This is a genomic window from candidate division WOR-3 bacterium (genome assembly GCA_039803925.1).
In the GTDB taxonomy this organism is placed as follows: domain Bacteria; phylum Hydrothermota; class Hydrothermia; order Hydrothermales; family JAJRUZ01; genus JBCNVI01.
The window spans coordinates 73,749-96,755 of the sequence record JBDRZL010000002.1; the positions used below are offsets into that span (position 1 = coordinate 73,749).

20 protein-coding genes, 1 tRNA gene and 1 other RNA gene are annotated in these 23,007 nt (G+C 28.8%); 5 read left to right on the top strand and 17 right to left on the bottom strand.

Features of this window, described 5'->3' with window-relative positions:
* Positions 1-45 precede the first annotated feature (45 nt).
* The 8 genes from ABIN17_01495 to prfB all read right to left on the bottom strand — a co-directional run bounded on the left by ABIN17_01495 (position 46) and on the right by prfB (position 7,278).
* Entirely contained in the window at positions 46-924 is an 879-nt protein-coding gene (locus tag ABIN17_01495; GenBank protein MEO0283736.1) for a ParB/RepB/Spo0J family partition protein, read from the bottom strand.
* A 69-nt stretch (positions 925-993) separates the two neighbouring features.
* Complete coding sequence (locus tag ABIN17_01500; GenBank protein MEO0283737.1) at positions 994-1,326, bottom strand: MerR family transcriptional regulator; 333 nt, start codon at positions 1,324-1,326, stop codon at positions 994-996.
* On the bottom strand, positions 1,323-2,384 hold the full coding sequence (locus ABIN17_01505) for a protein arginine kinase (protein MEO0283738.1): 1,062 nt from the start codon (positions 2,382-2,384) through the stop codon (positions 1,323-1,325). Before ABIN17_01505 ends, ABIN17_01500 begins: the two co-directional genes overlap by 4 nt.
* Positions 2,374-2,865, bottom strand: a complete 492-nt coding sequence (locus tag ABIN17_01510; GenBank protein MEO0283739.1) for a UvrB/UvrC motif-containing protein — start codon at positions 2,863-2,865, stop codon at positions 2,374-2,376. Before ABIN17_01510 ends, ABIN17_01505 begins: the two co-directional genes overlap by 11 nt.
* The gene (locus tag ABIN17_01515) at positions 2,862-3,545 is read right to left on the bottom strand and encodes an ABC transporter ATP-binding protein (protein ID MEO0283740.1); all 684 of its coding nucleotides are present in this window, start codon (positions 3,543-3,545) and stop codon (positions 2,862-2,864) included. Before ABIN17_01515 ends, ABIN17_01510 begins: the two co-directional genes overlap by 4 nt.
* Positions 3,538-4,743 (bottom strand): ABC transporter permease, encoded by a 1,206-nt coding sequence (locus ABIN17_01520; protein ID MEO0283741.1) that lies wholly within the window; start codon positions 4,741-4,743, stop codon positions 3,538-3,540. The genes ABIN17_01515 and ABIN17_01520 overlap by 8 nt, the downstream gene beginning before the upstream one ends.
* Positions 4,743-6,200, bottom strand: a complete 1,458-nt coding sequence (lysS, locus tag ABIN17_01525; protein MEO0283742.1) for a lysine--tRNA ligase — start codon at positions 6,198-6,200, stop codon at positions 4,743-4,745. Before lysS ends, ABIN17_01520 begins: the two co-directional genes overlap by 1 nt.
* Positions 6,175-7,278 carry a peptide chain release factor 2 gene (prfB, locus tag ABIN17_01530; protein ID MEO0283743.1) on the bottom strand — a complete coding sequence of 368 codons (1,104 nt, stop codon included), beginning with the start codon at positions 7,276-7,278 and terminating at the stop codon, positions 6,175-6,177. The genes lysS and prfB overlap by 26 nt, the downstream gene beginning before the upstream one ends.
* Positions 7,279-7,289: 11 nt before the next feature.
* Here prfB and ABIN17_01535 point away from each other — a divergent pair, with 11 nt between their 5' ends.
* Positions 7,290-8,354 (top strand): aldehyde dehydrogenase family protein, encoded by a 1,065-nt coding sequence (locus ABIN17_01535; GenBank protein MEO0283744.1) that lies wholly within the window; start codon positions 7,290-7,292, stop codon positions 8,352-8,354.
* On the opposite strand, the gene ABIN17_01540 is transcribed toward ABIN17_01535, so the two are convergent.
* Positions 8,343-10,244 (bottom strand): M1 family aminopeptidase, encoded by a 1,902-nt coding sequence (locus ABIN17_01540; GenBank protein MEO0283745.1) that lies wholly within the window; start codon positions 10,242-10,244, stop codon positions 8,343-8,345. The genes ABIN17_01535 and ABIN17_01540 overlap by 12 nt on opposite strands.
* A gap of 58 nt (positions 10,245-10,302) precedes the next feature.
* Between ABIN17_01540 and ABIN17_01545 the strand changes: the two genes are divergently transcribed.
* The 4 genes from ABIN17_01545 (at position 10,303) to lipA (ending at position 12,239) form a co-directional block, all read left to right on the top strand.
* Positions 10,303-10,806, top strand: coding sequence for a hypothetical protein (locus ABIN17_01545; protein ID MEO0283746.1), 504 nt, complete (start codon positions 10,303-10,305; stop codon positions 10,804-10,806).
* A gap of 12 nt (positions 10,807-10,818) precedes the next feature.
* An RNA gene (rnpB, locus tag ABIN17_01550) (RNase P RNA component class A) lies at positions 10,819-11,200 on the top strand.
* Between the two features lie 42 nt (positions 11,201-11,242).
* Positions 11,243-11,315: transfer RNA gene (locus tag ABIN17_01555), tRNA-Asn, on the top strand.
* Positions 11,316-11,330: 15 nt separating this feature from the next.
* On the top strand, positions 11,331-12,239 hold the full coding sequence (gene lipA / locus ABIN17_01560; protein MEO0283747.1) for a lipoyl synthase: 909 nt from the start codon (positions 11,331-11,333) through the stop codon (positions 12,237-12,239).
* Between the two features lie 22 nt (positions 12,240-12,261).
* Here the strand turns inward: lipA and ABIN17_01565 are convergent, their stop codons facing one another.
* Genes ABIN17_01565 through alr form a run of 8 tightly spaced genes read right to left on the bottom strand, consistent with a single transcriptional unit; the run spans position 12,262 to position 22,980 of the window.
* The gene (locus ABIN17_01565) at positions 12,262-12,678 is read right to left on the bottom strand and encodes a CoA-binding protein (protein MEO0283748.1); all 417 of its coding nucleotides are present in this window, start codon (positions 12,676-12,678) and stop codon (positions 12,262-12,264) included.
* 49 nt (positions 12,679-12,727) lie between these two features.
* Entirely contained in the window at positions 12,728-15,445 is a 2,718-nt protein-coding gene (locus ABIN17_01570) for a PD-(D/E)XK nuclease family protein (protein ID MEO0283749.1), read from the bottom strand.
* Positions 15,435-18,155 (bottom strand): UvrD-helicase domain-containing protein, encoded by a 2,721-nt coding sequence (locus ABIN17_01575; protein MEO0283750.1) that lies wholly within the window; start codon positions 18,153-18,155, stop codon positions 15,435-15,437. The genes ABIN17_01570 and ABIN17_01575 overlap by 11 nt, the downstream gene beginning before the upstream one ends.
* A complete protein-coding gene (locus ABIN17_01580) occupies positions 18,152-19,048 on the bottom strand; it encodes a glycosyltransferase family 9 protein (GenBank protein ID MEO0283751.1) in 897 nt (298 codons plus the stop codon). Before ABIN17_01580 ends, ABIN17_01575 begins: the two co-directional genes overlap by 4 nt.
* A 2-nt stretch (positions 19,049-19,050) precedes the next feature.
* Complete coding sequence (locus ABIN17_01585) at positions 19,051-20,079, bottom strand: HAMP domain-containing sensor histidine kinase (GenBank protein ID MEO0283752.1); 1,029 nt, start codon at positions 20,077-20,079, stop codon at positions 19,051-19,053.
* On the bottom strand, positions 20,045-20,815 hold the full coding sequence (gene purQ, locus ABIN17_01590; GenBank protein MEO0283753.1) for a phosphoribosylformylglycinamidine synthase I: 771 nt from the start codon (positions 20,813-20,815) through the stop codon (positions 20,045-20,047). The genes ABIN17_01585 and purQ overlap by 35 nt, the downstream gene beginning before the upstream one ends.
* Before the next feature lie 4 nt (positions 20,816-20,819).
* Positions 20,820-21,854 (bottom strand): LysM peptidoglycan-binding domain-containing protein, encoded by a 1,035-nt coding sequence (locus ABIN17_01595; protein ID MEO0283754.1) that lies wholly within the window; start codon positions 21,852-21,854, stop codon positions 20,820-20,822.
* A gap of 31 nt (positions 21,855-21,885) precedes the next feature.
* A complete protein-coding gene (gene alr, locus ABIN17_01600; GenBank protein ID MEO0283755.1) occupies positions 21,886-22,980 on the bottom strand; it encodes an alanine racemase in 1,095 nt (364 codons plus the stop codon).
* Positions 22,981-23,007 lie beyond the last annotated feature (27 nt).

The window sequence follows — 23,007 nt, forward strand, 5'->3', positions numbered from 1 at the left end:
GAAGATTATAATCTTTCTTTTCTTTTCAATTTTAACAACCAAAAATTATTCCTCCTCAAAACTACTTTCCGCTGATACAATATCTTCATAACTTACTTTAGATACATCAAGTTCGTTTAATCTCTCCTTAAACATTTCAAAGGCTTCATAATAATTTACATCAAGTTTTCTTTTTCTTCCAAAAGGATTCGCTCTATTCACAACAAACTGCTTTACAAAGGGATGATTTATACCCCTTTCTCTTATCTTCATAACTTTTTCTTGAACTATCTCATCCACTTCCGCCAGGATAGAAGCTCTTCTCTCCCTCTCTTTATATGCCTCTTCAAAGGGTATATCTAAAAAGTTATCTACCTTCTTTAAGAATGTATGATAAGCTCCACCTGAAAATTTAGGTTTTTCTTCATATAAAATACCAAGAGTTATATAAGGAGCCTCTTCAAATTGAAAAGCATATTCACTCTCATATTTTTCTGGTTCTTCTCTCATTATTGTCTTATACATTCTAATCACTTCAAGAGATTTTTCTTTTATATTATGAGCCTTTTCTGTATTTAAAGCCAGTATCTGATATGTAGTAGAATAATCAGGAATTAAAATTCCTGTAATTTTTTCCTTGCCAAGCCTTAACATAGCCTCTCTTCTATGATTTCCATTTGGTGTCCAATAAACTCCCTTTTTAGGTCTAACAAGAATAATAGGATCAAGAAACCTACCAACTGTCTCAATCACTTCCATCAACCTTCTAACATGAGGTTCAGAAAGATCTCTCTGGAAAGGAGTGGGTTCAACCATATTTATTGGAACTTCAACAAGAAGCTGAGGTTTATCACCATAGGGGTCATTAAATGTTGCAAGAACTTTAACACCTTCTTCTTCAATTTCTGCTATAAGTGTCTTTATTTCATTCGTAGTCTTTGCCATTTTAAGACCTCCTTTTTAATTAGTATAAATAATTACTATTATAATAATTAACTGCTACAATAAAATTTTTCAAGACTTTAAGTATTCAATTATTTTCAAAAGTTCCAATTTTATTTCTTTTAAAATTCTCCTGTCATCTTTTTCAAGGGGAAGATCAATTTGTTTTTTATCTTTCATACTTAAAATTTTTTTCTTAACTCCTTCAATTGTTAATCTCTCTTCATAATGTAACTTTTTGATAAGGTTTATAATATTTATTTCTTCCTTTGTATAAAACCTTCTTCCCCTTATTTTCTTTGGTCTTAAAGCTGGAATTTGAGATTCCCAGTATCTTATTACATGAGGTTTAATTCCTGTAATTTCTGAAACTTCCTTTATTGTATAATAAAATTTATCTCTCATGAAAGATTAAGTCTTGACCTTACAAGAATACCTCTAAATTTATCCCTCTCTTTTTCCTCCATAACTTTTCCGAATAAAATCTGAATATGGGCTGGTTGATTTAAAAGCATTATTTCATTGATCTTTTCAATATTAATATCAATGATATTCATACCCGCTGCCATCCTTAAATGAGAGGTATACTCCATAACCTCTTTTGAATTCAAAAATTTAGCACTTTTCAAAATACCTATGGTTCTCATAACCTTATCCTCTATTAGATCTTTTGCACTCTTTAAAATTTTTTCCCTCTCTTCTTTTTCTATATCTATTATTTTATAAAGTACATCCTTAAAATTAGAAAGAATTTCCTCTTCTGATTTTCCAAAAGTTCTCAAGGAAGAAAACTGAAAAATATTTCCCATAACCTCTGAACCTTCACCATAATAACCCCTTACCGTAATGTCATTACTGACAGCAAAATTGATAATTTCCTGAATCCTTCCTGATAAAACAGAAACAGGCAGATGAAGTAGAGAGGAAACTCTGAAACCTGTACCAACATTTGTAGGACAGGTTGTTAAAAAACCATATTTATTATGAAATGCATATAAGAGAGTAGAACCAATAAGGTCATCTATTTCCATTCCTTTCATAAAAGCTTCCTCAAACATAAAACCAGGATAAAAAACCTGAATTCTTAAGTGATCTTCCTCATTTATCATAATACTTATCTTTTCCTCCATATCCATTACAACACCTCTACCCTTTCCATCTTTCAATAAATCTTTTGATATAAGGTGTCTTTCTACAAGAAAATCTTTTTCAATTTTCTCAAGTTCATCAATCTCGTAGATTTTAAGGTTTTTCAATTTTTCAATTGAATAAAAAGCATCTCTTATTAAATTAAAAATTTTAGCCCTCTTTCCCTCATCAAGATATAAGGGAAAATTATAACCCTTTAAATTTCTCGCAAGTCTTATTCTTATAGAAAGAACAATATCACCATAAACAGGACTTATAAGTTTTAACCAAAAAGGAATCTTTTCACTCATCCATTTAAATCTTTCAGGTATCATTTCCTTTTTCCACCTCCTTTATAAGGTCTCTGAGTCGAGCAGCTCTTTCAAATTCCTCCCTATTTATCGCTTCTTCCAGTGCTCTTTTTAAAACTCTCAACCTGAATTCCTTATTGGGCTCATAAACTCCCTTATAAATTTTACCTTTATGCTCCTTTGCTTTATGATAATCATAGATTATCTTACTTATATTTGGTTCAAAACTTTCATAACATTTTTCACACTTAAATTTGGTTATTTTTAAAAATTCAGAAAATTTTAAACCACAATTTACACAAGCAAGATCTTCCTCAGGTTTTAAAACAGGATTTTCTTTTTTAGGGACAGGATATGGAGAAGGAGAAATCCCTATAGACTCCTTTTCAGCACATTCTTTACAGAGTTCAAGAACTTGCTTTTTACCACCTTCGTAAATAACAAGTTTTACCTCTGCTTTATTCTTTTTACATTTTTCACAAATTTTTTCCATTTTTTCTTTCATTTTATTAATTTTAACCTTCCTTCTTGTAAATAATAAGATAAATTAAAGTATTTTGTCCATAAAGGATTATGTGAAACCATAATCAAAGATACATTATTTTTATACACAAGGTCAAAGAGAATCTCCATAACTTTTAAAGCATTCTTTTCATCAAGACTACCAGTTGGTTCATCAGCAAAAATTATTTCAGGTTCCCCAACGATTGCTCTTGCTATTGCTACCCTTTGCTCCTCTCCTCCTGACATCTCTGTAGGAAAAGAATATATTTTTTCACTTAATCCAACCATCTCAAGAACTATCTTTGCTTTTTCCTTTGCTTTTTTAACACTTTCTCCCCTTATCAAAAGAGGAACCATAACATTTTCAAGGGCATTCAATTCTCTTATTAAATTATAAAATTGGAATATAAATCCAAATTTTTCATTCCTTAATAAAGATAACTTTCTTTCATCTTCCAAGGAAATAAGTTCTTCCATATAAAAAATTTTACCACTATCAGGTCTGTCAAGAAAAGAAAGAAGCATTAAAAGAGTTGTTTTACCTGAACCAGAAGGACCCTGAATAAGAATTTTATCACCCTTTCTTATAACTAAATCCACTCCTTTTAATACTTCAATTTTACCATTTGGAGAATTGAAACTCTTATAAAGACCTTCCGCTCTTAAAATAATTTCACTCATATCTCAGAGCTTCTCTTGGCAAAATTTTTGATGCTTTAATCGCAGGTATTACTGAGGAAAAAATAACTATTAGATAAGAAGAAAGAAAAATCCATAAAATATCTCTTAAACTTATAACCACAGGCATATAATCAATAAAATAAACATCAGGAGGAAGTTTGATAAGTTTATACTTTCCGGCTATAAAACCTAAAAAAGAACCAATCATTACTCCTGAAATTATACCTATACTTCCAAGTATTAAACCTTCAAGTAAAAAAATTTTAAAAACATCTTCTTTTTTAAAACCCATACTCATTAAAATACCTATTTCCCTTGTTTTTTTTGCCATTAAAACAAATAAATTCCCCATTATCATAAAAGAGGCCACAAAAATCAAAATTGAAAGAATCAAAAAAAGAGCAAGCTTCTCAAGTTTAAGTGCAGAAAATAAAGATTTATTCATATCTATCCAGGTAACACTATAAAAAGGGTATCTCAACTCCTTATCAATTTTCTTTTTTACAATTTCAGCATTATAAGGTTCTCTTAAAACAACTTCTAAAAGTGTATTTGAAGATCTTAAAATCTTTTCAAATTTTTCAAATGATATAAAGGCAAAAGAAGAATTGTATTCATAATAACCGAGATCAAAAATTCCTGAAACCACAAATTTTTCAGACTTTACAGGAAAAAAAAGAGGAGAGAACTTTTCCTCAAAAGGGATCATAAGAAGTATAGTATCACCTATATTTGCTCTTAACCTATAAGCAAGATAATCACCAAGTAAAATTTCATTTTCCCTTAAACTGAATTCTCCTTCTATAATACTTTCTTTCAACTTTCTTTTTAAAGGAAAATCTCCGTCAGGTAAAGCTCTTACAAGACCGCCATCAATATTAATTTTATTTTTAAATAAGGTTTTTGTTATCTTGTATTTAATAACCCTCTCAATTCCCTTAATTTTACTTATCTTTTTTATGATACTATCAGGATTTTCTATTTTCTCTCCCCCAAACTTCTGAATCAGAATATGAGGCGTTAATGATAAAATTCTTGTTTTTATCTCGGAATGGAAACCTGTTATAACACCAGTAACAAGGATTAATGCCATAACACCTAAAAAAATCCCTGAAATTGAGAGAAAAGCAAGGATTGAAAGTAAAAAACCACTCTTGAGTCTCAAAAATCTTCTTATTAAAAATAGATAAATTCTCACTATTTTTTCGGTCTTAAACCTGGAAATAAAATCACATCCCTTATATTAGGCTTATCTAAAAGTATCATACACAACCTATCCATACCTATACCAAACCCTGCTGTTGGAGGCATTCCATAGGAAAGAGCCTCAATATAATCCTCATCAAAAGCATGAGCTTCCTCATCACCCAGTTCTCTGAGTTCTACCTGTTTTAAAAATCTTTCCTCCTGATCTATTGGGTCATTTAATTCTGAAAAAGCGTTCACAACCTCTATACCTGCAATATATAGTTCAAACCTTTCTGTAAGTCTTTCCTCATCCCTTTTCTTTTTTGCAAGAGGTGAAAGTTCTTTTGGATAATTAAAAACAAAAGTAGGGTTTATAAATTCCTTTGAAGAAAAATAATCAAAAATTTTATCAAGAACTTTTGGATATTTATTTTCCTCTATACCAAGATCTTTAGCCACATTCTGAAGTTTTTTAACATCAGCCTCTAAAGGATTAAATCCAATTTTACTCTTTAAATATTCAATATAATTAATTCTTTTAAAGGGTCTTTCAAAGGAAATTTTCTGACCTTGATACTCAATTTGACTACTTTCTTTAATTTCAATAACAAGAGAATATAACAATTCCTCAATAAAAAGAGATAAAATTTCATAATCCCAATAGGCAATATAACCTTCAAGAAGTGTAAATTCAGGATAATGGCTTTTATCTATTCCCTCATTTCTAAAATCTTTTGAAAATTCATAAACTCTTTCAAAACCACCTACAATTAACCTTTTAAGATAGAGTTCATTTGAAATTCTTAAATAAAGTTCTGTATCAAGAGCATTTGAATAAGTTTTAAAGGGTCTTGCTGTTGCACCACCATATATGGGCTGTAAAATTGGGGTCTCAACTTCAATAAATTTATTTTTATTGAGAAAATTCCTTATAAAATCAAAAATCTTAGTCCTTAATTTAAAAACTTCCCTTGAATTTAAATCAGAAATCAAATGTAAATACCTCTTTCTGTACATGAGCTCTTTATCCTGTAATCCATGAAATTTTTCAGGTAAAGGCAAAAGTGCCTTTGTAAGTAAAATAAAATCTTTCACAAATATTGAAAGCTCCCCCTTCTGAGTTTTTCCCAACTTTCCCTCAACACCAATAATATCTCCTGGATCTATATACTTTCTAAAAATTTGATATTTCTCATTTAAAGAACTCTTTTCAAGAACAATCTGCAATTTATCACTTTCATCTTCAATAACGGCAAAAATTAATTTTCCAAAATCCCTGAAAAATTTTAGTCTTCCTGCAGTTCTTACTTCTTTATCAAGAAGTTCAGATTCCCTATCTCTTATTACCTTTATATCCACTTTTCCATCAAATCTGTAAGCAAAGGGTTCAATTTTCATCTCCTTTAATTTCTGAAGTTTTTCAAAACGTATTTTATATTCTTCAGGATAAATTCTCTTTTCCTTCATTTTTTCCCTCCATTAAAAGATAAGTTTTTATAAATTCTTCTATATCTCCATCAAGAACATCATCAACTCTTCCTGTTTCAAGTCCTGTTCTGTGATCTTTTATAAGTTTATAAGGATGCAAGATATAACTCCTTATCTGATTACCCCATGCGATATCGGTTTTTTCTTTTTCCAGTTTTTCAAGTTTCTCTTTCTGTTTTTTATCATAATACTCTTTTAACCTTGCCCTTAAAATTCTCATCGCATACATCCTATTCTGATGTAGGGATCTTTCACTCTGACATGATACAACTATTCCTGTAGGGATATGTCTTATTCTTATTGCAGTTGATGCCTTTTGAACATGCTGACCACCAGGACCAGAAGCTCTGAAAGTTTCTATTTCAAGATCATCTTCATTTATTTCTACCTCCACTTCTTCTACTTCGGGATAAACAAACACTGCTGCAAAGGAAGTGTGCCTCCTTCTTGATGCATCAAAAGGTGAAATTCTTACAAGCCTATGAACACCCCTTTCAGCTTTCAAAAGCCCATAGGCATACTTTCCCTCTATAAATAAAGTTGCTGATTTTACACCCGCTTCTTCTCCTGGCTGTATATCGGCTTCTACCTTAAAACCTTTTCTCTCACAGAACCTTAAATACATTCTCAAAAGCATTGAAGCCCAATCCATTGATTCTGTTCCACCTGCCCCAGGATGAATTGTTAAAATACAATTTTTGTGATCATCTGGTTCATCAAGTATAAGTTTTATCTCAATTTCCTCTATTTTCTTATTCAATTCTTTAATTATTTTACCTATTTCTTCTTCAATCTCCTCACCTAAATCTTTATCTTCTTCTTTCAATAACTCAAGTTCCTTTAATTCTTCAAATTTTTTTTCTATTTCTTCTATAAATTTAAGTGTTTCTTTAATTTCATTTAACCTTTCCATAACTTCTTTTGCTCTCTTCTTATCCTGCCAGAATCCTTCTAATGCTGATTCCCTCTCCAAATTTTCCTTTTCCTTTTTAAGGGAATCAGCATTAAGGAAGTTTTTTAACTTTTGCCATTTTTCAAAGAGTTCTGTTTTTTCCATAAAATTAATATATGATAAGACAAAAAGAAATTGAATTTCTTTTAGAAAAATACTCTAATACTTTAAGTTCTTTTTGGAAAAGGGAAAGAGAATTTATAAAAAAAAATATTGAAAAAAAAGGAAAAAGTTTTAAGTATTTTGAAGAACCTCTTTATAATATGTTCTCAATTTTTAGTAATAAAAATAAATTGCTTAAAAAAATTAAAAAAGACTTACTTTTTTCAAAATTGAAAAAAATTAAAAAAAAGAAGAGTTTTTTATTGACTCCTGGTAATATTCCTTTATTAGAAATTCAATATCTTTACTTTTTAATTCTTGTTTCAGAAGAAATATTATGGAGACCAAGTAGAAATTTTATGGAACTTTCTAATAAACTCCTTGACTATTTGAAAAAAAATAATTTTAAAAATATTAAGATTGTTAATGAAGATTTGGAAAATTTAAAGGAAAAAATAAAAGATTTTGATTATTTTGTTCTTATCGGATCTGATAGAACCATAAAGGAATTTAAAAAAAATATTGATAAGTCAAAAAAAATTATAGAATATGGAAGTAAGACAAGTGTTTCAATTATTACGGATAAAGTAAAAATAAAAGAATTTATAAAGGATATTACTTATTTTTCCCATTCAGGTTGTTTATCTCCAACAATTATTTTTGTTCATAAAAATATTTTTAATGAATTTTTGGAAAAATTAAAAAAAGAACTTTTAAAAATAAAAGGTTTATTCAGTGAAAGGGAAAAATTATTCAATTTTTACATTCATCTTTCTGAAGAAGAAAAAATAGAAAAAATAGGAGAATTTTATATAAAATTGAATCCTGAAAATATTTTCATATCAAAAGGTTTTATAAATATCTTTGAATTTTCAGACTTTGAAAATTTAGTTAAAAAAATTAAAAATATTGAAAATTTTATACAGGGAATGAGCATTCATCCTTTTAAAAAAGAAATTTTAAAAATCCTAAAAGAAAACTTCAAAAATGTTTATATTAAAAAAATAGGAAAACTTCAAATTATAGATGAAAACTTCTTTGCTGATGGAATAAAACCTTTAAGTTTATTATTTGATTAAAATAAACTTTTTAAAAATTTTTGTTCCTCCTGCTTCAAGTAAAAGAAAATAATTTCCAGTTGATTTAAATCTTCCTGAAGAACTTTTGCCTGTCCATAAAACCTTATACTCACCTGGTTCAAAAACATCACGCACAAGGTTTCTAACATTTCTCCCTGTTCCATCAAAAATTTTTATATTTACATCTGATTTCTTATTTATTTTAAAATTAAAAAGAACATTTCCCTTATCATTAAAAACATATATATTTTCAAGAAGCTTTTTTCCCTTTATAACAGGACCACTTATGATTTTACATAGAATCTCCTTTTCTGGGTTATAAACAATGGAATCAGGAACATACAAAGTTTGAATTTTATAAATTTCAAAGGTATCATCAATCCATAAATCTTTAAAATAAGCTTCATTATCATTATAAAGAGCGACTTTAAAAGGCAAAATATAAGGTGGAAATTTCTGTCTTATTCTTATTTCGTTTAAATAAAGATTTGCACCAATGGGATAAGTTGTATCATAAATTTTAAAACGCGGGTAATCACTTCTTGTTAGCCATTCTTCAAAGAAAAAGAAAAGTGAATTTCCGTAATATTTTTCACAGGCACTCTGAAAATCAGAAATTGTAACATTACCATAAGCATTAAGAGTTAAGTAATCTTTAATAGCATTAAAGAAATTATTGTCACCAATTAACTTTCTTAACATATGTAAAACATAAGCTCCCTTTTTATAAATAATTTGAAGAAACCTTTGACTGTTAAAATATGTATCCCTCGGATCAAAAATAGGATAAAGCTCATTTGAATCAACACTGAAAAATAAATTTTTAAATTCATCAAGAATTTTTATAGCCTTTTCTCTCCCATGTTTATACTCTGCCCATAAAACTTCCATATAAGAGGCAAAACCTTCATTCAACCATATTTCCTTCCAGTCAGAGGGTGTAACAAGATCTCCAAACCATTGATGGGCAAGTTCGTGAACAAAACCATATTCAAATTTATAAATGTTACCTGTATCACTCCACCATCCAGGATTTACAAAGGTAATTGTTTGATTCTCCATTCCTCCAGGAAAATCAAAAATTGAAACTACTCCATATTTGGAAAAAGGGTATTTGAGAAATTTTTTTGAAAAGAAATCTATTGTTTCTCTATGAAAAGGTTTTAAACGTTCAGCCACAATTCTATTATTTTCGTCTACCGCATAATAAAAAAGGGGTTTATCCTGATAGTAATCATAAAGAATTTGATATTTATGGTAAATAGAAAAGGCAATGAGGTATGTTGCTATATTGTGGGATTCATAGAAAACAAAGACAGTAGAATCATGTTGAGGATATTCTGATTTTTGCATTAAGAGCCCATTTGAAATAGCTTCATATCCATAAGGGACATTAAATTTAATTTTAAGTGTTGCTTTATCATAGGGCTCATCCCAGCAGGGGAAAATCCTTCTCGTATCTTGGGGTTCAGAGAAAGTAAAAACCATACTGTTTGAGTGAAAGAAAACTCCCCTCATTTTATCAACTGGAAAATTGCCAGGATAAAATTTATAAAAGTATACTTTAAAACTTAATGTTTCGCCTTTAAAAATTCTGTAAGGAAGAACAAATTCAACAAGGTCAGAATCAGGATAAAAAAAACTCAAAATTTTTCTATTCATAATGCGAACACTATCAATGAAAATATCATCTGCCTCAAATTTAATACTGTTAAGTGAATTTTCTGTAACAACCACTATAAATTCTACATAGCCTGATAGATTTCTTGTTTCGGGTCTGATTTTTAAATTTATATTGTAATGCAACACATCATATCCTGGAGAACTCCTTTGAAATGGGTATGGTCTTACAAAACTCAAAGAAACTATAAAGAAAAAAATTAAACTCATATTTTAAGAATAAGGTAAAATATTGATTTTTTTCATTTTTTATCTTATATTTTTTTTGATGGAAATCTTCAAAATTTTATTTAAACTAATAGGGCTTTTGATAAAGAGGATATATTTAACCATAATTTTAAATAAAAAACTTAGAAACTATAAAAAATATCAAAGAATGTTAAATTTTTTGAAAAGTTATTCAGAGGAGCACAAGAAGTTAATAGATTTTTTAAGGTTTAATTTAAATAATCCTGAAATTTGTTATGATAAGAAAAAACTTAAAATTCTTTCTTCTTCTGAGAAGAAAATAAAAGAATTAAAGAAAAAATTAAAATTTATAAGAAAAAATAAGAGGGGGAAGGAGCTTTACACCAGGTTAATGGTTTTACTTGGTATTCATTCAAGAGAAATATTTTTTATAAGAAGGTATTTAAATTCTTTTAAAGGAAATGACTATGAAATGACAAAGTATTATCTTTTTGTTATTCAAGACCTTTTGAAAAAGGATGAAAAGGCATCAGAAGAATTTGTGGAAAGTATTGAAAATTTTATAAAAGGACCTATAATTTAATATAGGAAATGGGGGCAGGACCGGGTGGTCGCTCTTCCTTTAAAAGGGAAGGGAGGAAAGTCCGGACTCCAGAGGGCAGGGTGCCTTCTGAAAAAGAAGGTTCTTCCCTCCTTGGGAAGAAGGAAAGGGCAACAGAAAAAATACCGCCTCATCCCTTAATAGGGAGGGTAAGGGTGAAAAGGTGGGGTAAGAGCCCACCGGTCACGGGGTAACCCGTGATGAAGGGGTGAGATGCCCCTATCCTGATAGATTATATCAGGATCTTTGCAACCCCCACCCGGAGCAAGGCAAACAGGGGAGGTTATTGGAGTGGCCCGCTCCAACGAATCCCCGGGTAGCCGCATAGATAAATGACCACCTTAAACAGAATCCGGCTTACGAGTCCTGCTCCCTAAATGATTGAAAATTTTTTTAATTTAAGTTATAATTAAAAGACGCCCCGGTAGCTCAACAGGCAGAGCGGCGGGCTGTTAACCCGAAGGTTGCAGGTTCGAGTCCTGCCCGGGGCGTAAAATTTTTTTAAATTGTATATAAGAAAACCAGATTGGATTAAAATAAAACTTTCATTTAATGATAGCTATGCTGAAGTTAAAAAAACTTTAAAAATAAAAAAACTTCATACTGTTTGTGAGGAAGCCTTATGTCCTAATATAAATGAATGCTGGGGTCAAAAAACAGCAACAATTATGATAATGGGAGATGTATGTACAAGAGGATGTAGATTCTGTAATGTTAAAACAGGAAATCCAGGTGGATATTTGGACCCCGATGAACCAAGAAGGGTTGCTGAAGCAATAAAAGAGTGGAATTTAAAATATGTTGTAATAACTTCTGTTGATAGAGATGATTTACCTGATGGTGGTGCTTTACATTTTGCAAAAACTATAAAAGAAATAAAAAAATTAAATCCTCAAATTCTTGTTGAACCCTTAATACCTGATTTTCAAGGAAGTATAAATTCTTTAAAAATAGTTCTTGATTCAGAACCTGATGTTCTTTCTCATAATGTAGAAACTGTTGAAAGATTAACACCAATTTTAAGGGATAGAAGAGCAAGTTACAGAACAAGTTTAAAAGTTCTTGAAAATTCTAAAAAATTAAAACCTGATATCTATACAAAATCAAGTATAATGCTTGGTCTTGGAGAAACTGAAGAGGAAGTTATAAAAACTTTAAAGGATTTGAGGGATGTTGGTGTTGATATAGTAACGATAGGTCAATATTTGAGACCCTCTTCCCACAAAAAATACCTTGAAGTAAAAGAATACATTCATCCTGAAAAATTTGAATATTATAAAGAAATTGCACTTGAAATGGGTTTTTTATACTGTGCTTCAGGTCCTTTTGTAAGAAGTTCTTATAAAGCTCACGAAGTCTTTATACGCGGTGTAATTAAAAAATCCCCCTTTATTAATGATTTTTACGAAGGCTAAAGCCTGCGGCTAACAAAAACTTTTAACCTTCCTCTATCAATCTTTTATACTCTTTATACATACACTTATCCTCTATAACTATTATCCCAAAATCTTCCAACTTTTTAGCACTTTCACTTTTAATGCCTTCTTGAAGCCATAAAACCTTAATATCACCTCTTGATTTTTTTCTCTCAATTACCTCTTCAACAATTTTCGGAACTTCCTCTTGTGGTCTGAAAACCTGCACAATATCAATATCTTCCTCAACTTCTTTTAAACTTTTATAACTTTTTCTACCAAGAATCTTATCATGATTGGGATTTACAGGTATAACATTATACCCTTTTGAAATTAAAAAAGCAGGAACCCTTCTCGCTGGCTTTTCAGGATTATTTGAAAAACCTATTGTCACTATGTTTTTATAACTCAAAAGAATTTCCTTGATTTTTTCATCCATAATTTTTTCCTCCTTTTAAAATTAATTATAAATAAAAAATCTTTACAAACTAAAACTCTCCACATATACCACGATAAAGACAATTCCTACAATTACCTGTCTTTGAATCTGGTTCAAAAGGAATATCCTTATTATAAATTTCACTCAAAACATTAACCAAAATTTCTTCCGCATCCTTCAAATTCAAAACACTCTTTTTTGTTCTTTTTATCACTTCTCCAAACTCAAACTCTTTAATTTCTCCTGAACTGAATATATAATAGGCCCCTCTTTTTACCAGAGAGTTATTTTTATTATTATAAATCACAGCATAAATGGGAATCTGAAGACTTTTAACCTCTTCTATAATACATCTTCTGTCTTTTAAATCAGAAGGAACATATGGAAAACCTAAATTACTTCCTGAACTTTTATAATCAACAATTCTTAAAGAACCATTAATCTCATCTATTCTATCAATTTTTCCCTTTATCTTTACCTTGAAACCATCAATATCTATTTCCTCTTCAACCTTTACCTCTACACTCCTTAAAATTTCTCTCTCATTTTTAATTTTTTCTACAAATTTTCCCATCTTCAAAATTAAATATTCTTTTCTTACCCATAAGGTCTCCCTCTCCTTACCAAAAAATTCATCAAATTTTTCTGATAAAAAATTTAAAAAATTATTCTTTAAACTATCATTCCATGTTATCTTTTTATCTTTAAAATTCATGATATAAAATTCTTCCATAACCCTGTGCAAAAATTCACCAAGTTTTGTGCTCTCAATATCTTCCTCTATACCTTTTTCCTCTTTATTTTCCAAAATAACCCTCTGATAAAAACTAAAAGGACACTTTAAATATTCATCAATCTCTGTAACATGAAACCCTTCCTCTCCCCTCTTCTTCAAAATATTAATAACCGTATCATCCTTTTCTATAATTTTTCTTTTTTCTTTTGTTAAAAGGGGAGTATAACTATAAAAGGGGATTTCATCATATAAAACTCTTCTTTCCTCTTTTTCCTTTTCCCATAAAAGTCTCTGAATAAATCTTGATTCAGAATAACCCTCATTCTTTTCATCTTCATAAAATAAAAGATAAACCTCATGAGCATTTTCTACTATCTGATAAAAATTATAAGCATAAATGGATTCATTTTCTTTGTAGGAAGGTAAATTAAGTATTTTCCTTAAACTTTCCGGTAGAATTGGGTCATATTTATAACTTTTAGGATATATTCCTTCTATTAAATCAAGGAAAAAAATAACTTCAAAAGGAATAAGCCTTGCTTCAAGAACTCCTATTATCTGAAATCCTTTTAAAGGATCTCCCCTTAAGGGAATGATTTCTCTTTTTAAATAAAATAAAATTATTTTAGAAAGATCCTCTATCTCAAAATCAATATCCTTTATCTCTGTCTGGAGAAGTTTATTAAAAATTTTAAAAGTTTCATTCATAAAAATTTCAAAAAGAGTATTTTCTTTACCTTTAAACCTCTTATATAAAATATCAAGAATTTCTCGCATATTTTCAATAAAATTTTTTATAGTTTTAACCTCTACAAAAACACAATTTAAAATAAAAAGGAATTCTCTATCAAAACTATCTTCTACAACTTCATTAAATGAAAAATAAACCTTGCCCTTTTCCTGATTCAAATTCTTCACTTTATTATCAATTTTTATAACCTCATCCTTAAAGCAGGATATAATAAATGGATGATTTACAAAATTAAGAAGAGAACTAAAATATACTTTATTATCCTTTGAACTTTTTCTAACTTCAAAGAAATTCCTTATTAAAGAAAATAAGGGGGTTAATCTAAAAGAATAACCCATACTGATATTAAAATCTGAATCTATATCAGTTCCTATCTCACCAATAAGTGATTCAAGATGCAAGGGTTCAGGTAATATTATACCAATTTTTGTAAAATCTCCACCTTTTAAAACATCTTTTAACTTTTCCCTGACATATATTGATTGAGTATAAAAATCATTTAACTTAATAAAATTAATTTTTGGCTTTTCAAGTTCAGACTCAACTATTTTGTAATTAAATCCATTCTTTTTCAAAAATTTAAATATGGCATCACTTTCCCTCGTCATCAAAAATATCATCTTTGTGGGACATTTATCCATTATCTTTTTAATAAAAAACTCTTCAAGGGGAAGAAGTGCATAAAAACCTGCAAATATCACCTTTTTATAATCAAGATCAAAATCCATTTCTTTCAATTTTTTAAATAAAATAAAATCCAAAATTTTTTTCCTTCTCAAAATCTCATCACAAAACTCTTCCTTAATTTCCTTCAATATGTCAAGAATTGCCTTCACATTTTCTGGAATATCAGCATATTCCTTTAAAATTTTTACCTTTTCAAAATCAACTTCATTCATGATAAGTTCATCCATTGCTTTTAATATCCTTAAACCCCACTCAAAGAAATCAGAAAACTTTTCTCCAAAAATTTTTTTATCCTTTTTATCAAAAATATCTTTTAAAATATAAACAGCATCAAGTATATCAATAAATTCCAAACTTTCTTTCTCCACTAAAACTTTATAAGCAAATTCCTGAAAAGAAAAAACCTGAGGCATTATAAAAGGCTTTTTTAATTTTTCATTTAAAATTTTCTTTAAATAAACCTTTGGTCTTTTATTTGGAAAAATAATTAAAATTTCAGAAAAATCATCCCCTTCCTTTACAATTTCATCACATATTTTTTCTAAAATATTTTGAGGTGTTTTATAAATAACAATTTCAGGCTCAAATTTCATAAACTTCCTCCCTGTCTAAATATATAAGATAACCTCTAACTTTTTCACCAAATATTTTTTTAATTATATTAAGATAGTTTTTAACCTGCAAAAAATGGAAATCAGACTTTTCATTACCTGTTTTAAATTCTATAACCTTGATTGTATCACCAAAAACTATTCTATCAATACGATAAACCTCTCCTCTTTCATTTACCACCTCAAATTCTGTCCTTATTTTCTTATCAGTAAAAAAAAATTCCCTTAAAAATTCCTTTTTGATTTTTGTTTTAAAATAAATAACTTTTTCAAAGGAAATCTCATCAAAAGATCCATACCTTTTCCAAATTGATTTTGCCCTCTCAAAGGATTTTTCAATTTCTTTATCAAAGTTTAGTTCATTCAAATTTTTTATATTAGAAAGAACAAGATGTATCCATTCACCCCTTAATAATTCATCGTGATTTAAAATTTCACTTTCAAATTCACTTCTTACAAAAAGTTTATTTTTTAGTTCCTTTATAGAAATGGGATTTCTTCTATAAAAAATTAACTCCTCCTTTTCATAAGATTTTCTTTCAACTTCTACTTTTTCACCTATTTTATAAAATTTCCTTTCACCAAAATTTCTTTTAAGAAAATCAAGAATAAAATGACCATAATTTTTTTTATTATTATTATCACAAATTACAAAATAAATCTCTTCTTTTGCCCTTGTCAGCGCAACATAGAGCAAATTTAACTCTTGAATTATGTTTAAAGTTTCATTATAAAGTTTTGTTTCATCATCACATTCTTTTTTTAAATAAATCCTTGGATTTTCAATATCCTTATCATAAATAATAAATTTATCCCTTTCCTCAAATTCAAAAAAGGAAGAAAAAAGAGAAATAACAATATTAAACTCAAGACCCTTTGCTTTGTGTATTGTCAAAACATTTATCGCATCCTTAGAAGAGGGAGAAAATAAGTAGGGAAACTTTTCAAATTTTTTTACAAATTCATAAATTGATATATTCTCAAGTTCTTCACATGTCCCCTTTAAAAGGGATAAAAGATGTAAGTACTCTTTTGAAAATTTTTCAGAAATTTTGAAAACATAATCAAATTCAAGTAAAAGATAGTAGGGAGAATAAATTTTAGATAAATCTTTAAAATATTTATAAGTTTTTTCAAAAAGGGGAGAAATTTTAAAAAATTCCTTTAAATCCCTTTTATCACTCAAAAGAAACTTTTTAATAATTTTTTCATCAACTTCAAAAATTTTTGAGAAAAATTCAGTTTGAATCAAATTAAAGAAACTATTTCTATCATTTTCATTTACAAGAATCTTAAAGAAATAAATTATCGTTCTTATCAAAGGTAAATTTTCTATACTAACATCATAAGAGGTATAAACAGGATAACCCTCACCGAGTAAGAAATTAACAATTTTTTGACAATCACTGTTTTGTCTCTCAAGTATCGCAATTTCACCGTAACTTCTTTTTCTATTTTTTAATAAATCATCAATAATTTCTTTTAAATAAAAAAGAATTTCATCTTCAGATTCACTCTTTGAACCTTTTATAACTTTAAATTCAATATAACCACCAGAATTTTTATTGTTATCAGGTTTCTGTTTAACATTCTTATATACCCTTTCTACTTCAAAAAAATATTTAATATAATTTTTCTTTTTATCACTTATTTTGGCAAAATAATTTTTTAAATTTTCAATATCAAATATATCATTTACAAAATCTACAATATTTTTTAGACTCCTTTTATTTATATCTTTATAAATAAATTCAAAATCCTTTTCTTCAATCTTACCCTCAAATTCCTTGATAATATCATCAAAAAGTTCCCATCTTGTTCCCCTCCACCTGTAAATTGATTGTTTAGGATCGCCAACATAGAAAAAAGTTCCTTTATTTCCTTCAGGATCCATACCTGAAAGAGCATTTTCAACAAGTGGTTTTAGACTTTTCCACTGAATTATACTTGTATCCTGAAATTCATCAACAAGAAAATGATAAAATTTTTCACCCAGTTTAAAAAATAGATATGGAACATCAGAATTCTTAACATAATTAAAAACAAGAATAGAAATATCTGAAAGGAAAATGAAACCTTCTTTCTTTTTTTTCTCTTCCAGATTTTTTTTGATTAATAAAAAGAAATCTTTTAAATTTCCCCCTAAAAATTCATAATTTTCTCCCAGTATCCTTTCCTTATCAAGAAAAGAGCTAAAATAATCAATAAAATTTTCATAGGGGTTAAGTGATTGAGATATACTTGAGATAAAATTTAAAAAATTTAATATTTTATTTTTTAAGAAAGAATCATTCGCTACCTGAGCTAAAACTTCATCTATAATCATTTTTATTTTTTCTCTCTCTTTTTCTTCAATTTCGGGTTCAGGGGGAATTTTAAGGTCAAGGGCACAGCTTTTTAAAAGGGAAAATAAAAAAGCATCTATTGTTTTAAGGGAAAAATCTGAAAAGTTATCTATAATTCCTTCCTTTCCATCTAAAACTTTAAAAATAAAAGCATCATCAGATAGCGCAAGTTCTTTTAAATTTTTTAAAATTCTCCTTTTCATTTCTTCACTTGCCTTATTTGTAAATGTTATGGCAAGTATCCTATCAAATTTTATTCCTTTTTTTATGAGTTCTATATACCTCTTAACAATTTCACTTGTTTTACCTCCACCTGCAGAGGATTCAATTCTTGTAAATCTTTTCATTTTACAATGGAAAAAAATTTTTCAACCTCATAAATAGTAATTTTTTTCATACAATCATAGGTATTGTATTTACAGGTCCTTTCAAAACATGGGGAACAGAAAACCTTTTTATAAAATATATATACATTTTTCCCAAGGGGCTTCGTCCATAAGGGAGATGTTGAACCAAAAAATACAAAAACTTTTTTCCCCATACTTCCCGCTATATGAGCAATACCTGAATCATTACTGAAGACATATTCTGCCTCTGAAATAATTTTTAAAACATCTTTTAAATCAGTTTTTCCTCTTAGGTCAATAACTCCCTCAGGATATTCCCCAATCTTTTTTCTGCCTATAACAATTACCTCAAATTTTTCCTTGAGTAAATATTCGGAAAGTTCTTTAAAAAAAACCCACTCTTTTGCCTTTCCATAAGTGGCGTGGGGGGCAATTATAACAGTATTTTTTCTTTCCCTATCTGAAAATCTTTTTAATTCAGGATAATATAAAGTATAACTTTCCTCCATATCTATTAATCTCAAAAAACTTTTTAAAAGATGTTCTCTTTTAATGTAAAAAGGAGGAAGTTTGTGAGTCAAAAGAAATCCCCTTCTATCACTTTCAAAACCTATTCTTATTTTTATCCCAACAAAAAAAGGGAAAAAAGCAGATGAAAAAGAAAAGGGTAATATATAGATTTCATTAAAACCTTTATCCTTTAAAGATTTTAAAATTTCAAAATATTCCTTATATGTCTTAAATCCTTTAAACTCAAAATCATAGAAAATATCCCTTAAAAATTCTTTTCCTATAACAAAAATCTTTCTATCAAATTTTTTCATAAGAGCTTTTAAAAATCCCCTTGAAATAACCGCATCACCTATCCAGTTTGGAACTCTTACTATTATCAAGTTTATAACTTCATCTGTAAATAAAAATAAAATTTGGAACCTTTGCCTGGCTCAGAATCAACATAAATCTCTGATCCATGGGCTTCAATAATTTCCTTCGCTATTGAAAGTCCCAATCCCATACCAAGTTTTTTTGTTCTTGAATACTTTCCCTGAAAGTAAGGTCTGAAAATATAAGGAAGTTCATCTTTACTTATCCCCGGACCTGTATCAATTATGGATACTTTTATTTTAGTATCCACTTTTTCTGCCTCAATTGAAACCTTACCACCAGGATTTGTAAATTTAAAAGCATTATTTAAAATATTTGTAATTCCTGATTTTAAAGCCTCAGGGTCACCGATAACTGTATTGGGAAAAGGAGGCATCTTTAAAACAAAATTTATATTCCTTTCATGAGCTATAGGTAAATTTTCTTCATAAATTTCAAAAAGAAGTTCAGTAAGGTCGAAAATTTTAAATTCAAAACTTGTGGGGTATAATCCTTCTCTTGCGCTGACAATAAAATTATTTATCATTGTTTCAAGACGGGAAACACTTCTTACTATTTTTTCAATGTAATCAAGTTTTTTTATATCATTTTCCTTTTTTGATAATAAATTTATATAACCCTTAATCACAGAAACAGGCGAAAGAATTTCATGGGAAATTCTTGATAAGAAAGAAGTTCTATATTCTTCAAGAACTTTTTTTTCCCTTATTAATCTTGCTTCCTCTGATAATCTCCCTTTAAAAGAAATGATAAATTCTTTAAGATCGTCATCCCTTTTCAAAATTAAATCAGGAATTTTTTCTTCATAATCACATTTTAAAATCCAGTTTAGAAAAAGTGAAAATCTTTTTATTTCTAAATAAATTAAATAAGCAAAAAAAAGATAAACAGAAAAAGATAAGGAAAAAATATAATAATATCCTTGAATAATTGAAAACATTGAGATAACAGCTGAAACAAACTCTATAAAAAAGATTAAAGATATTCTTACTATAAATCTTTTTCTAAGCACTCCTTCTACTCTTTTTAAAAATTTCATCTTTGACATTTTTAAATATTAAAAAACCTGGCTCTCTTTTTACCTCAAAAATTGAAGGAATTTGAAATCTTTCAAAAGCCCTTTCTGGGTGGGGCATCATTCCAAGAATTCTTCCTTCAGGATCAGTTATACCAGCAATTGAATTAATTGAACCATTTGGATTAAAGGGATAATCTTTTACAGGATTCCCATTTTCATCAACATATCTGAAAGCAACTAAATTATTTTTTTCAAGAAAATCAATTACTTTTTTTTCTGCAAAAAACTTGCCCTCACCATGAGCAATAGGAAAAGGATGAGGTATTTCAAGACCTCTTACAAAAATACTTTTTCCCTCACCTTTCAAAAAAATCCATCTATCTTCAAATTCACCACTTTCATTTTTTAAAAGATATGCATGGACTTTACCATCAAAAAAGGGAAGAACCCCACTCCTTAAAAGGACCTGGAAACCATTACATATACCAATTATATAACCTCCCCTTTTATAGAATTCATAAAGGGAATCCCACAATTTCTCCCTTATATAAAAGGCAAAAACTTTTCCTGCCTTAATATAATCTCCAAAAGAAAAACCCCCAGGAAAAACTAAAAGTTTTGATTTTAAAATAATTGAAGGGTTATTCAGCCAATTTTTAAGTAAAAGTAAATCTACTTTTAACCCAATTTTTCTCAATGCATATAAAGTTTCCTCATCACAGTTAGTTCCAGGAGCAAAGATAATATACGCATCCATCAAATTATTCTTTTTTCACCTCCCCCACAAGCCTTACTTTATCATAAATTTTTATTCCACCTTTTGCGACAGCCCTCGCATAACAGGTAGAAGAAGATTCAGAGACATTCAAAACCTGAAGTGTTCCCATAAAGATATATGGTAATTTTATTATTTTCCCTGTTTGTTTATCCCTAACAGTTTCTCCTTCCCTATAAATCTCAAAAAGGTCTCCAATCTTTACACCATCATTCTTTCCAGCATCAATAAAAACTATATCAAAAGGTTCAATTTCTTTTCCTGCTTCTTCTTTAATATAAACTATCTCTGCTTCTATTTTTCTATCACTAACAGGATAAATCTTAACATCATAAGGAATATCAGGAAATTCTATTTCTTTAAAATAATTCTCATCTTTTGAGTTAATTATATCAAAGGTTTTTTCAAGTAAAACAAGGGAAGAATTATCCTCTGTTCTTATAACCTTTATTATTCCAAGGGGTTCTACTAAAACTCCAAGGGAACCTTTTTTTCTTGATTTTATCTCTTTTCCAAATCTGAATGTCAAAAATTTATCATCTGGCTTTATTCCATCAAGATTACCTTTATTTATATAAATTTTGTCCCAGTAAAAGAATCTATCCTTTTTATCTTCCGAACCTATTAGCATCCCAAGGTATGAAACTGAAGATCTGGGTGCTATTACTCCAGAAGATAGAACAAGATCCTTAGCAACAGCAGGAACAGGTGGAGCAACAACTTTAATTTCAACAACTTCCTCAGGTGATATAGGTTTCTTTTCAATTTTTTCTACTCCATATACAGGGAAAAGAACACCTTCAGTAGGTGGAATTTCGGGAATGTAAAACTCTTGTCCAGGATATATCCAGTGGGGATCTTTAATTTTATCAATATTTACCTTCCATATGGCAACCCAGAAAAAGGGATTACCATAATAATAGGATGCTATATCCCACAGGGTATCTCCCTTTTTCACAGTATGAACTCTTTCCCCTTGAAAGAGGAAAAATATAAACAACAAGGGAAAAAATTTTTTCATAAACTTTAAAAAATTTTTAGGAATTGAACCTTTATACATAAACTTTTGGTAACGAACTTAAAATTTTCACAAAAACTTCATGGGGTATTGTTAAAGACCATTCGCTAAGATCATTAAAAGTTATCTCATCTTTTCCAGAACTACCAACAATAATTACCTCATCACCAGGTTTAACTTCAGGAAAGGAGCTCAAATCTAAAACACTTAAATCCATACTCAATGTTCCAAGTATTTTTGTCCTTCTTTTATTTACTATAAAGTAACCTTTTTCCCATACATTTCTCATTATTCCTTTTGAATAGCCAAAGTTAACAACACCAATCCTTGTATTTTTTCTTAAACGCAAATAACCTCCATAACCGATGTAAGAACCTTTTTTGAGTGTTTCAACTTTTAAAATTTTTGCTACAACTTTAACAGCAGGTTTTAAATTTTTAAAATTTTTAATAGAAGAATCAGGATAAACTCCATACATTAAAAGACCTAATCTAAAAGAATTGAAAGGAAAGGAAAGAACTTTATCTCTCAATAAAAGATAAGAAGCACTATTTGAAGCATGAATAAATTTAAAAAATTCTCCAGTTGAGGGAAAATGGGAGTTTATAAAGTTTAAAAATTTTCCAATCTGATCCTCGGTAAAAGATTTATCATTTTCTGCCCTAGAAAAATGTGTAAATATTCCAAATCTTTCGATAAAGTCTGTGTTTAATAGCTCATCAATAAGAGGATAAGCTTTTTCTATGGGAACACCACATCTTCCCATTCCGGTATCAATTTCTACCTGAATTTTTGCTTTTTTCTGCAATTTATTTGTAATTTTTTTGAGTTCTTTTATCAAAACTTTATCCCATATAGGTAAAACAAAATCCCTTTTCACTGCTTCTAAAAAGTCATTTATCATAATGGGGTTTAAAATAATCACTTCTCCCTCAATCCCAGAATCTTTAAGTTTAATAGCTTCCTCTATGTCACCTACACAGAAAAATTTTGCTCCCTCTTCTTGCAAAGCTTTTGAAACTTCCTTTAATCCAACACCATAAGCATCTGTTTTAATAACTGGGAAAAAGACAAGATTTGTATTTTTTATAATCTGTTTATAATTGTATTTTAAATTCTTTAAATTCACCTCGCAGAAGGGGCTTTTACTTACCCG